Source organism: Nocardia sp. Marseille-Q1738 (assembly GCF_965283145.1).
In genome coordinates this window covers 17,281-28,942 of record NZ_CBDIMS010000010.1, presented here as the reverse complement: position 1 = coordinate 28,942, position 11,662 = coordinate 17,281, and the positions used below count along the sequence as shown (strand labels likewise).

Annotated in this window: 13 protein-coding genes; 6 read left to right on the top strand and 7 right to left on the bottom strand. The window is 68.2% G+C overall.

Annotated elements, in window-relative coordinates; translation table 11 throughout:
* Nucleotides 1-45: 45 nt before the first annotated feature.
* Nucleotides 46-1,239, bottom strand: coding sequence for a zinc-dependent alcohol dehydrogenase (locus ACWPXK_RS28150; protein WP_454199189.1), 1,194 nt, complete (start codon nt 1,237-1,239; stop codon nt 46-48).
* A 230-nt stretch (nt 1,240-1,469) separates the two neighbouring features.
* Here ACWPXK_RS28150 and ACWPXK_RS28145 point away from each other — a divergent pair, with 230 nt between their 5' ends.
* The gene (locus ACWPXK_RS28145) at nt 1,470-2,933 is read left to right on the top strand and encodes an aminotransferase class I/II-fold pyridoxal phosphate-dependent enzyme (protein WP_454199188.1); all 1,464 of its coding nucleotides are present in this window, start codon (nt 1,470-1,472) and stop codon (nt 2,931-2,933) included.
* 33 nt (nt 2,934-2,966) lie between these two features.
* Nucleotides 2,967-3,578 carry a flavodoxin family protein gene (locus ACWPXK_RS28140; protein WP_454199187.1) on the top strand — a complete coding sequence of 204 codons (612 nt, stop codon included), beginning with the start codon at nt 2,967-2,969 and terminating at the stop codon, nt 3,576-3,578.
* A gap of 90 nt (nt 3,579-3,668) precedes the next feature.
* Here ACWPXK_RS28140 and ACWPXK_RS28135 read toward each other — a convergent pair whose 3' ends face one another.
* A complete protein-coding gene (locus ACWPXK_RS28135) occupies nt 3,669-4,163 on the bottom strand; it encodes a hemerythrin domain-containing protein (protein ID WP_454199186.1) in 495 nt (164 codons plus the stop codon).
* Between the two features lie 146 nt (nt 4,164-4,309).
* Here ACWPXK_RS28135 and ACWPXK_RS28130 point away from each other — a divergent pair, with 146 nt between their 5' ends.
* Nucleotides 4,310-4,795: a CinA family protein gene (locus ACWPXK_RS28130; protein ID WP_454199185.1), complete on the top strand. Its 486-nt coding sequence runs from the start codon at nt 4,310-4,312 to the stop codon at nt 4,793-4,795.
* 7 nt (nt 4,796-4,802) lie between these two features.
* On the opposite strand, the gene ACWPXK_RS28125 is transcribed toward ACWPXK_RS28130, so the two are convergent.
* The 5 genes from ACWPXK_RS28125 to ACWPXK_RS28105 form a co-directional block, all read right to left on the bottom strand.
* Nucleotides 4,803-5,009 carry a CDGSH iron-sulfur domain-containing protein gene (locus ACWPXK_RS28125; protein WP_454199184.1) on the bottom strand — a complete coding sequence of 69 codons (207 nt, stop codon included), beginning with the start codon at nt 5,007-5,009 and terminating at the stop codon, nt 4,803-4,805.
* The gene (locus tag ACWPXK_RS28120; RefSeq protein ID WP_454199348.1) at nt 4,987-5,640 is read right to left on the bottom strand and encodes a HemK2/MTQ2 family protein methyltransferase; all 654 of its coding nucleotides are present in this window, start codon (nt 5,638-5,640) and stop codon (nt 4,987-4,989) included. The genes ACWPXK_RS28125 and ACWPXK_RS28120 overlap by 23 nt, the downstream gene beginning before the upstream one ends.
* 31 nt (nt 5,641-5,671) lie before the next feature.
* A complete protein-coding gene (locus tag ACWPXK_RS28115; RefSeq protein ID WP_454199183.1) occupies nt 5,672-6,688 on the bottom strand; it encodes an iron-containing redox enzyme family protein in 1,017 nt (338 codons plus the stop codon).
* Between the two features lie 28 nt (nt 6,689-6,716).
* Nucleotides 6,717-7,052, bottom strand: coding sequence for a histone-like nucleoid-structuring protein Lsr2 (locus ACWPXK_RS28110; protein ID WP_454199182.1), 336 nt, complete (start codon nt 7,050-7,052; stop codon nt 6,717-6,719).
* Nucleotides 7,053-7,189: 137 nt separating this feature from the next.
* Nucleotides 7,190-7,771, bottom strand: coding sequence for a hypothetical protein (locus tag ACWPXK_RS28105; RefSeq protein ID WP_454199181.1), 582 nt, complete (start codon nt 7,769-7,771; stop codon nt 7,190-7,192).
* Nucleotides 7,772-8,015: 244 nt separating this feature from the next.
* Between ACWPXK_RS28105 and ACWPXK_RS28100 the strand changes: the two genes are divergently transcribed.
* The 3 genes from ACWPXK_RS28100 to ACWPXK_RS28090 all read left to right on the top strand — a co-directional run bounded on the left by ACWPXK_RS28100 (nt 8,016) and on the right by ACWPXK_RS28090 (nt 11,522).
* Entirely contained in the window at nt 8,016-8,606 is a 591-nt protein-coding gene (locus ACWPXK_RS28100) for a hypothetical protein (RefSeq protein WP_454199180.1), read from the top strand.
* Between the two features lie 1,018 nt (nt 8,607-9,624).
* Nucleotides 9,625-10,776 carry an FIST signal transduction protein gene (locus ACWPXK_RS28095; protein ID WP_454199179.1) on the top strand — a complete coding sequence of 384 codons (1,152 nt, stop codon included), beginning with the start codon at nt 9,625-9,627 and terminating at the stop codon, nt 10,774-10,776.
* Nucleotides 10,773-11,522, top strand: a complete 750-nt coding sequence (locus tag ACWPXK_RS28090) for a Mut7-C RNAse domain-containing protein (protein ID WP_454199178.1) — start codon at nt 10,773-10,775, stop codon at nt 11,520-11,522. The genes ACWPXK_RS28095 and ACWPXK_RS28090 overlap by 4 nt, the downstream gene beginning before the upstream one ends.
* Nucleotides 11,523-11,662: the final 140 nt, after the last annotated feature.

Below are 11,662 nucleotides of genomic sequence, written 5' to 3'. Positions count from 1 at the left end.
CGGTTGTGGGGACAACCGCGATCGAGACCGGTGCGGGTTGTGCCGTCAGGTGGCAGCGGTCGGATCGAGGACGATCTTCACCGCTCCGTCCGTCTTGTGCTGGAAGATCTCGTACGCCTGCGCGGCATTGGACAGCGGAAGGCGATGGGTGGCAAAGGTTTCCACGCCCAGCGGATCGCCGTCCCGCAGCAGCGGCATGATGTCGTCGACCCACCGTTGGACGTTGGCCTGTCCCATGCGCATCTGAATCTGCTTGTCGAACAGCACACGCATCGGCAGCGGGTCGAGCATGCCGCCGTAGACGCCGCTCACCGAGATCGTGCCGCCGCGGCGGACTATGTCGATCGCGGAGTTGAGCGCCGCGAGCCGGTCGACGCCCGCGGTGTCCATCACCTTCTGCGCCACGATATCCGGCAGGAACGCCGCCGATCGCTGGGCGGCCGACGCGAACGGCGACCCGTGGGCCTCCATACCGACCGCATCGATCACCGAGTCGGTGCCGCGACCGTCGGTCCAGCCTCGGATGATGTCGCCGATCGGCTCGTCGACGGCCTCGAGATCGATGACCTCGATGCCACGCTCGGCCACCCTGGCGAGGCGTTCTGGCACCCGATCGACACCGATCACACGGAATCCGCGCTGTGCGGCGATGCGGCAGGCCATGTCGCCGATCGGGCCGAGGCCGAGTACCGTCACCGAGCCGCCCTCGGGGACCGCGGCGTATTCCACCGCCTGCCAGGCGGTCGGCAGCACGTCGGACAAATAGAGGAACCGCGCGTCGTCGGGGCCCTCCGGCACCGTGATGTGGGTGGCGTCGGCGTAAGGCACGCGCAGATATTCGGCCTGACCGCCGGGTACCTGCCCGTAGAGCTTGGAATAGCCGAAAAGCGCTGCGCCGCAACCGTATTTGCGTACCTGCGTGGTCTCGCACTGACTGGTCAGGCCGGTCCGGCACATGTAGCAGTCACCGCAGCTGATCTGGAACGGGACCACGACGCGGTCGCCGCGCTTCAACTCGGTGACGTCGGAACCGATCTCCACGACCCGCCCCATCGCTTCGTGACCCAGCACGTCGCCGCTGCTCATGTAGGCGCCCATCACCTCGTACAGATGCAGATCGGATCCGCAGATGCCGCTGGAGGTGACCTCGATGATCGCGTCCGTCGGCGCCTCGATCCGCGGATCGGGCACCGTTTCCACGGCGACTTTACGTCGTCCTTGCCATGTCACTGCCTTCATCCGCGCACTCCTCCGGTTGAGGGGTCGGTACCTTCCCGGACCTACCCGCGCGCCCGCGCGCGAAACGAACCCGTCCGGGGGTTTGCCACGCGAACGAACCGACCCGCACCGACGTCGACCCCGCCGCCGAGCAGCCCTGTTCGAAACCGAGGCCGCCCGCATCCGGCGGCTGCCGGAACCGACCGGATGACCGGACGTGTGCCACCGCCGATTCCGGGTAGCCGGTAGCCGTGGACCATTCACGAGCTCCCCTGCTGGAAGCGCTGGCCGACTATCACCGGCTGGGCCGGTACGGGTTCACGCCACCCGGGCACCGGCAAGGACGCGGCACCGACGAACGCGTCCTGGACGTGATCGGACGAGACGCCTTCCAATCCGACGTTCTGGCCACAGCCGGTCTCGACGACCGCTTGTCCCGCCACGGCTACCTCGCGCGGGCCGAGGCGCTCATGGCCGACGCGGTTCGGGCCGAAACGGCGTTCTTCTCCACCTGCGGCAGTTCGCTGTCGGTCAAGGCGGCCATGATGGCGGTCGCGGGCGGCCACGACGGCGGCCTCCTCGTGCCGCGGGACAGTCACAAATCCATCGTCGCGGGACTCATCTTCTCCGGCGTACAACCGCACTGGATCACTCCCCGATGGGATGCCGAGCAGCACTTCTCGCACCCGCCGTCGCCGCGACAGGTGCGCCAGGCGTGGGAAGAGCACCCCGACGCCTCGGGCGCGCTGATCGTGAGTCCGAGCCCGTACGGCACCTGCGCGGATATCGCGGCCATCGCCGACATCTGCCATGAACGCGGCAAGCCATTGATCGTCGACGAGGCATGGGGCGCCCACCTGCCGTTCCACGAGGACCTGCCGACCTGGGCGATGGACGCGGGCGCGGATATCTGCGTGGTCAGCGTGCACAAGATGGGCGCCGGATTCGAACAAGGATCGGTGTTCCATCTGCAAGGCGACCTCGTCGATCCGATCCGGCTCAGCGAATGCGCCGACCTGCTGATGACCACCAGCCCGAACGTGCTGATCTACGCGGCGTTGGACGGCTGGCGCAGACAGATGGTCGAACACGGGCACGAGTTGCTCGGCGAAGCCTTGCGGGTCGCCGAGCATGCCAGGCGGCAGTTGGAGGAGATCCCCGGAATCGCGGTGCTCGACGACGAGCTGCTCGGTGTCGAAGCCTCCCATGATCTCGATCGCCTGCAGGTCCTGATGGATCTGTCCGGCACCGGGGCCAGCGGGTATCAGGCGGCGGACTGGCTGCGGCAACACCGCCGCCTCGACATGGGCCTCGCCGATCACCGCCGGTTGCTCGCCACGCTGTCCCTCGGCGACGACAAAGGCACCATCGACACCTTGGTCGACGGAATCAGGGCTTGGCGAGAGCAATTGACCGAGCCCGAGCCCCCGCGCATCGAGCTGCCCTCCCCCAGCGACCTGCAGTTGGACAGTGTGATGCTGCCTCGCGACGCGTTCTTCGGGCCCGTCGAGTCGGTGCCTGCCTACGACGCGGTCGGCCGGATCGCGGCCGAGCAGCTGACGCCGTACCCACCGGGCATTCCGGTGGTCATTCCCGGGGAGGTGATCGACCGCGCGGTCGTCGACTATCTGCGCACCGGGCTGGACGCGGGCATGAACGTGCCGGACGCCTCGGATTCGCGGGTGCGCACGATCCGTGTCGTCGCGCGCACGTGAACCGAATCATCCCGCCATCCAGGAGGTTTCACCATGGCCGGTCCGGTCGCCGTCGCACTCGTGTGCACCCTGAAGAAATCACCCGCCGAATCCAGCAGCGACCTGATCGCCCGGCAAGTGCTGGACGCGCTGGCCGAGCACGGCGTACGGGGCACGGTGCTGCGCGTGGTGGACCACGACGTGTTTCCCGGGGTCCGGGTCGACGAGGGCACCGGCGACCAATGGCCGCTGATCCGTGAGCGCATCGCGGCGGCCGACATCCTGCTGGTCTCGACACCGACCTGGCTCGGGCACATGTCCTCCGTGGCGCAGCGCGTGCTGGAGCGGTTGGACGCCGAATTGTCCGAGACCGATGACGAGGGCAGGCCCGCGATGACCGGCAAGATCGGCACGGTGGCGGTGGTCGGCAACGAGGACGGCGCGCACAAGATCGTCGCCGACCTGTATCAGGGGCTCAACGACATCGGATTCACCATACCGGCCCAGGGCTGCACCTACTGGAACGACCAAGCGATGGGTGGCACCGACTACCGAGAGCTCGACTCGGTGCCCAAGGCGGTGGCCTCGGCGACCGCGACACTCGCCAGGAACGCCGCCCACCTGGCCAGGGTGCTGAGCGCGCAGCAGTATCCGCCCGCCGACTGAAGCACCCCGGAGGGCAGCGCCCGGACGGAGGGCAGCGCCCGGACGGACGGCAGCACCCGGACGGCGGGTGCCGGCGGGCGATCGACCGGTTCAGGCCAGGACCGCGTCGACGGCCTTCTTCAGCGCCGACGGCTGCGCGGGCGAGGTCGGCGCCTTCTTCCGAAGCTCTTGCATCCGCGCCCCGATTTCCTGAAGTTGCTTACGACCCAGACTCTCTCGCACTTGCGGGAACCACTCGTTCTCTTCGTCGTCGATGTGGTGGTCGACATTCTCGATCAGGACGGTGGCTTTCGCGGTGAAGTGCTCGTCCTCGGGCTTCATCGTCGCGAGTTCCGCCGCGAGCAGGTCGGCGACGTGATGCTCCTCGAAGGACTCGAGGATGTCTTCTTCCAGTTCCGGGACGAGTTTGCGGACCTCGGGGTACATGCACTCGTTCTCCAGATACGTGTGCACGGTGAGTGCCTCGATGATCTTGTCCACCACGCGCCCCTTGGCGGCGTCGGAACCGGCCTTCTCGAACTCACGGAAGAGCTTGCGAATCGCCTTGTGATCGTCGCGCAACAGCACGATCGCGTCGGTGCTCATCGATTTCTCCTTGCGTGGGGATGATTTCAGGGCTGGCACTGCCGACATTCCCGCCGCCGCGGCGCCGAAACCGGCGCGCGCGCCCTACGGTGACCGCCCGGCCGGGTCGTATCGTGAGCTGAACCCGCGGCGCAGAAGGGACGGAAATGGCACACGCCGACGAGCGCGCTCACGAGCTGGCGGAACTGGCGCGACGCACCGGGATCACCGTGGCGGTCGCGGAATCGCTGACCTCGGGCCGGCTGGCCGCCACGCTCGGCGCGGCACCCGATTCGGCCGCCTGGTTCCGTGGCGGCGTCGTGGCCTACAGCGCGGAGGTCAAACGCACCGTGCTGGGTGTGCCCGACGTGCCGGTGGTGTCGCGGACCGCTGCCGAGGTGATGGCCGAAGGGGTGCGCTCATTGTTGAAATCCGTTGCGGCGGTGGCGGTGACCGGGGTTGGGGGGCCGGATCCGCAGGACGGCGAACCGGCCGGTTCGGTCTGGTTCGCGGTGGCCACCGACCACGCAGTGCACGCCTGGCACCGGCAGTTCGACGGCGAGCCGGAGGACGTGCTCGAGCAAACCATCGCCAGCGCCGTCGAGTGGCTGCTCGCGACCGCCCGCGACCTGCCTGCGAACCAGTCCCCGTGAGGTCCGGTCACGACGAACGGCAATGCTTGCGATGGCTGGTGTCGCAGAACGGATAATTCTTCGAACGCCGGCACAGGCACAGCGCGACTACGAACCGGTCGGACCGGATCGTTCGACCGTCCGCGGTGACCACTTCGACCGGCCCCTCGATCAAGGCGGGACCGTCGGCGGTGAGCGTCACCCGCCGCCATTCATGGTCGGATTCGATCGGCACGGATCACCACCAGATCTTCCATTCTCTGGCCGGGCTCGATCAGCCCGGCCGAGGCCAGCCAGTCCGCGCGGCGGCGCAGGACCGGCCCGAACGGCACGGTCGCCCGGGCCACGATGGCGGCCTTCAATTCGTTCTCGCGCAACCGGGCGAGGGTCGCATCCGGGTCACACAACGCCGAATGCACGATCAACGCCATGCCGCGCGGTTTCAGCAGCGCGGGCAACGCCGCGCACAGCTGGTCGAGCACGGCTCGGCCCCGGGTCCCGGCGTTCCACGCCCGCGCCGAACCGTGGTTGGCGGCGCCGTCGGGAGCGGGCACATAGGGCGGGTTGGCCACCACCAGATCGAAACTGCGCCGTCCGAGCACCGCGGCGAAATCACCGCGCAGCACCTCGACGTCGATGCCGCGGACGCGGCAGTTCAACCACGCGGACACGGTCGCGGCACGGGAGACGTCCACCGCCGTCACCGTCGCCGCTCCCGCCCGCGCGGCCGCGACGGCCAAAGCCCCGGTACCGGTGCACACGTCCAACGCCTCCGCACCACGCGGGACGCCCGCCTCGGACAGGGCCCGGACCAGCAGCCAGGTGTCCAGCTGCGGTCGATAAACCCCAGGGGCTCGGAACAACATCACGGTCGACGGATAGCCCGGATCATGCGGGTTAATCGCGGGAGCCGCGCGGTTCACCCTCGACGTCCCGCAACGAACTGCGGCCCGCGCGCCAGGACTCCAGAACGTGGTCGGCGAAGCGATCCTCGAGCAGATTCGTCGCCTGAATACCGAACACCACCGACTCGGTCAGATCGGGTTCGTGCGCGAGCAGGCTGCCGATCACGCCGGTGCGCATCACCTGCTCGTGCACGGCATCGGCTTCCACATGCTCGCGATAGAACAGCACGCACGCCGGGTCGGCGTCCAAGCGCCGCAACGCCTCCACCATGCGCTGCGACCCTGGCGGCGAGGTGATCTCCACGGTGGCGAAGTGACCGACCAGCGCACCACGCAGCGATCGATGCAGACCGAACAGCGACATCATGTTCACCAGCGCGAGCATCGGTGCCGGCACCACGTCCAAGTAATGCAGGTACTGGGCGTTCAGGCCGGCGCCGGCCAGCAGATCGGCGTACAGCTGTGCGTGCACGCGCTCGCCTCGCCCGCCACCGAACTCGTCGAATTCGACCGCCACCAGCGATGCCTTGGCTTGGCCGCGCAATCGCGGAATCACCCACGCGTACGGATCGGCTTCCTTGTGGTGATAGATCGAGCGGTGCACGAAGTATTCGCGCATCTGCCACCATTCGCCATCGTCGCGCAGGAAGCGGATGGGTCCGGCCGGGTCGGCCGGTGTCACGAGCAAGTGGTCGAGTTCCGCATCGAGATCCGCTCCGCCGGGCACGTCGTCATACAACGCGCGCTGGAACCGCTGTTCCATCGCGGCACGCAGACCCAGCAGGCCCGGGTCCCACTCCCATCCTGGATCGACTGGCGCGAAGCCGTGGTAGTGCAGCTCGTAACAGGTGTGCAGGGCCAAGTGCAGGTCCTCGCCGTACGGGTCCGCCGTACCCAGCCGGGGCACCGACCGGCCCGGTGTCCCGCGCAGCAGCTCCACTACCGCGTACGACAACTCGCCGCGCGGCCGGGGCAGCTCCTGCGACGGGGCATCCGTAGTGACCGTCATGGTGGTCGCGTACCCCGGTTCGGCGCCGCTACGCGTTGGCCTTCTTGTACGCCTCGACCACTTCGGCGGCTATCCGACCGCGGGCCGACACGTCGATGCCGTTCTGGCGCGCCCATTCCCGGATGACCGTGGCCTGTTCCCGGTCGGTCGCCGACCGTGGCGTACCGCCGCGGCCCCGCCGCGTACGACCGACCTTGCGCGCGTAGGGAACCCACTGCTCGAAGAATTCGCGCAACTGACCGGCATTGCCGGCCGACAAGTCCATCTCGTAGGCCACGCCATCCAACGCGAAAGACACCGTTTCCTCGGCCTGAGACTTGCCGTCGTAGTCATCGACCAGTGTCACGACGACCTTGCGTGCCATAGAGATAATCCCTTCACGGTTACCGAGCGCGTGTAGTCGAAAACAATCGTAGCCAGTAGATAACAGATAGGTTCCCGCCCTGGAACAGGGGGGTCCCCAAAAGGCGCGGTCGTCTTCGTCGCACCGCACTCGCACGGTCAAGCCGACAGGTCGTCCGACTCGGCTCGGGCCATTTTCACCAGAGCCCCGTGCAGCACCTTCGCCAACTCACCAGCGCGCTCCCCGCGCAACACCACCTCGGCAAAGCCCTCGACCAGCGCCCGGCCGGGGTCAAGCAGACCGTGGCCACCGCCACCGCCGCGCAGCGACTCGGCGACCAGCGCTCGCATAGCCTCTTGACGAGCACGGAAGCCGCCCGCGATATCCAGCGCACCGGCGAATTCACGCACGAGCGCCGCGTATACCGGCCGCTCGGCGGACCCGCGTCTGCGGCCTCTCCACCGCCCTTCCCGCGGCACCGATCCCGCGGGTGGAATCAGCGAGGATCTGTCGAGCACGATCCACAGCGCCGGGTCCCCCGGTGGCTCGGTTTGCGAGGGGCGATCCCGTACCGAGCGAGGTTTCGTGTCGTCGCGCCGTTCGATGATCTCGATGCCGCGTAGCGGAATCGGATACTTCGCGAGCAAGTCGTCCAGCGCGGAGGCGATCTCGCGAACAGCCTGCGCGTCGACATTCGCCGTCTCGAACCCGATGACTTCCAGGCCGTGCCGGGTCGCCATTTCGCGGACAACCTGTGCGGACTCCGACTCGGGATCAGCGCTGGGCCGTGGGACCGGCGCGGACTCCGCAACTGCGCTCGGCGCTGGAATAGGCCCCAACTCCACACCAATATTGGGCCGCGAAACAGGCGCCGACCCGACAACCGTGTCACGGCTCGAAACGGACCCCGACTCGACAACAGCGCTCGGCGGCGAAACAGAGCCCAGTTCGACGGCGATGCCGGGCCGAGAAACAAGTCCGGACATGGTGCTGGGCCTGGAAACAGAAGACCCTGAATCGACAACGGTGCTGGGCGGCGAATCCGCCCCCGACTCGACAACAGCGCTCGGCGGCGAAACAGAGCCCAGTTCGACGGCGATGCCGGGCCGAGAAACAAGTCCGGACATGGTGCTGGGCCTGGAAACAGAAGACCCTGAATCGACAACGGTGCTGGGCGGCGAATCCGCCCCCGATTCGACAACGGCACTCGGCGGCGAAACAGACCCCAGTTCGACGGCGATGCTTGGCCGAGAAGCAGGCCCCGACCCCATGGCGGTGCCAGACATCATGGAATCAGAAGACCTTGAATCGACAACGGTGCTGGGCTTGGGCGGCGAATCCGACCGCGATTCGACAACAGCGCTCGGCGGCGAAACAGAGCCCAGTTCGACGGCGATGCCGGGCCGAGAAACAAGTCCGGACATGGTGCTGGGCCTGGAAACAGAAGACCCTGGATCGACAACGGTGCTGGGCGGCGAATCCGCCCCTGAATCGACAACGGCACTCGGCTGTGGAACGGAGCTCGCCCCCACGACCGTGCTGGGCCGTGAAACAGGTGCTGCGTCCGCGGGCTGAGTCTCTGGATGTCGACGGGCGATCGCCGGCACCTCGGTGGACGGACCGATGTTCCGTATACGAGGCGCGGAGACTCGCGCCGGTGTGCTGGACGGGTACGGCCTAGTGGTGCGCTGCGACCAAGGTGTGTCCGCGGGTCTTCGGGACCATGGGGTGGCCTTAGGGACGGAGGCCGAGTGCTCTCCTGACACGGTGTGCGGATCGTCAGCTGTCTTCTTATCGGTCGAGATAGGCGGCTGCCTCGCCTCCGCTCGGCCCGGCGCGGGACTGAGGACGGACTCCGTCCGACTGCGCCCACTCTGCGGCTGCCTCGCCTCCACCCGGTCCGGCGCGGGACTGACGACGGACTCCGTCCGACTGCGCCCACTCTGCGGCTGCCTCGCCTCCGCGGGCGTCGAGAGAGTGGGGGCGGATGCCGTCCCGCTGCGCGCATGAGGAGATTCGGTGTACCGCTCGCTCGAGTACGCTTCCGCCGATGCGATGGCGGTCTTCAACTCGCCGACTATTCGGGAAGCCTCGGCGATGAGCCCCTCCAGCGTCGACACCATCGCGCGGAGTTCGCCCGTATCGATCCGCGACGGCTCACTCACCGATGTCTCCTGCTTGTCGTTACACCGGTCAGGTCCCGTCGCGGTGCGCTGGCCTGCGCCGACACTCTGATCTCGGACTGCCGTTCAGCGGAGTGCGGTGCGTCTATTTTCACTCGGAGCCGTCGAGCCTCCCTGGATTGGGAAGATCCGATCCGAGCGGGACGACGCACGCGCAAGCTCTGACAGCTACCAGGTAGCTAGCGGCCCGTGCTGCTCGATGGCAGTGCCCGGCCACAGGGGCCCTGCTGGCAGGGTGTGTCCGCGGGGTCGGCAGGCGCTCAATGACACCACTGCCTGCACCAGAAGGGCTGGAACCGCCGCGGTGACCGCCGCGACGATCTCACAACAGCCGACAGATCCGGGCTCGAAATGAAAAACGTTGCGCCGCAACGGAACACACTTTGCCGCAGGTTGGCTACGATGGAAGGGTGCGGATCGGAGTCGGGCTCTCCACCGCGCCCGAGGCGCGGCAGGCGGGCGTGCAGGCCGCGGCGGACGCGCGCGATCAGCTCGCGGGCGAGGCCCCGGCGCTCGCCGTGCTGCTCGCGTCACGGGCGCATGCCGACGACGCCTCGGCCGTGCTGGCCGGTGTCCACCGCACGGTTCGCGTGCCCGCACTGGTCGGATGCGTGGCGCAGGCGGTGGTCGCGGGGCGCCGCGAGATCGAGGACGAGCCCGCGGTGGCGGTGTGGCTGGCCTCCGGTCTGCCCGCCGAGACCTTCCGGTTGGACTTCGTCCGCACCGCGACCGGCGGACTGCTCGCCGGCTATCGCTTCGACAGGGACGCACGCGACTTCCACCTGCTGCTGCCGGACCCGTACTCGTTCCCGGCCGACGCGTTGCTCGAGCACTTGAACGCCGATCTGCCCGGCACCGTCGTGATGGGCGGGCTGGTCAGCGGCGGACAGTTCCCGGCGGGCAGCCGGCTGTTCCTCGACCGTGATGTGGTGACCTCCGGCGCGGTCGGTGTGCGGCTGCCCGGCCTGCGCGGAGTCCCGATCGTGTCGCAGGGCTGCCGGCCCATCGGGTACCCCTACATCGTCACCGCCGCACGCGGGGAGCTGATCACCGAACTCGGCGGCCGGCCGCCGATCGTGCGATTGCGGGAGATCGTCGACGTGCTGCCGCCCGATCAGCAGGAGCTGCTGGCCAACGGCTTGCAGATCGGCATCGTGGTCGACGAGCATCTGGCCGCGCCCGGGCAGGGCGATTTCCTGATCCGCGGCATCCTCGGCGCCGACCCGGCCAGCGGCGCGATCGAGATCGGCGATGCCGTCGAGGTCGGCACGACCGTCCAGTTCCAGGTCCGTGACGCGATCGGAGCGGACAAGGATCTGCGGGCGGCCCTGGCGCGGGCCAGCGCGGACCTGCCCGGGCGTGCGGCCGGTGCGTTGCTGTTCACGTGCAACGGACGCGGCCGGCGGATGTTCGGGGTCGCGGATCACGATGCCACGACGATCGAAGACTTGCTGGGCGGCATTCCGCTCGCGGGCTTCTTCGCCGCGGGCGAGATCGGTCCCATCGCGGGCCGCAACGCGCTGCACGGATTCACGGCATCGCTGGCGCTGTTCGTCGAATGAGCGTCGACATCCGCGTCTACGCCGAGCTGAACGACTTCCTCCGGCCCGACGAGCGATACACGGTGTTGCGCCGGCCGTTCCGGCCCCACCAGACCGTGAAGGACCTCATCGAGGCCGCAGGCATCCCACACACCGAGGTCGACCTGGTCCTGGTCGACGGGCAACCGGTGGACTTCGGCCATCACCCGCGGATCGGTGACCGGATCAGCGCGTATCCGGTCTTCGAAACCCTCGACATCGCCGGGGTGACGAGGGTGCGCCCCCACCCGCTGCGTGAACCGCGTTTCGTCGCCGACGTCAATCTCGGCGGGCTGGCCAAGCTGATGCGGCTGATGGGCCTCGACGTGCACTGCCGATGGAATGCCGCGGATGCCGAGCTCGCCGAGGTGTCCGCCGCCGAGCACCGGATCCTGCTCACCCGCGACCGCGGACTGCTGAAGCGGCGCAACGTCACTCACGGTGTGTACATCCGGTCCGATCAGCCGGTCGATCAGGTCGTCGAGGTGATCCGGCGGCTGGATCTGCTCGGGTGCCTTGCGCCGTTCACCCGCTGCCTGCGCTGCGGCGGACCGGTCGCCGAGGTGGCCAAAGCCGACGTCGAAGATCGGCTGCAACCGCTCACCCGCCGCTATTACGACACTTTCCGCCAGTGCCGCGACTGTGGCCGGATCTACTGGCCGGGCTCACACCACGCCCGCCTCAGCGCGACCGTGGAGACGATCCGCGCCGCGCTGGACCCCGTCTGACCGGGTGCGGCGGGGCGCCTCAGCGGAAGCCCTCAGTTTCGGTGGCGCACCTTCCCAGGTCTGTTCGCGATGTCATCCACGCCGATAGCGTCGCTGGCGGCGGCTCCCCTCACCGCTGGAAAGGAAACTCGATGCATACC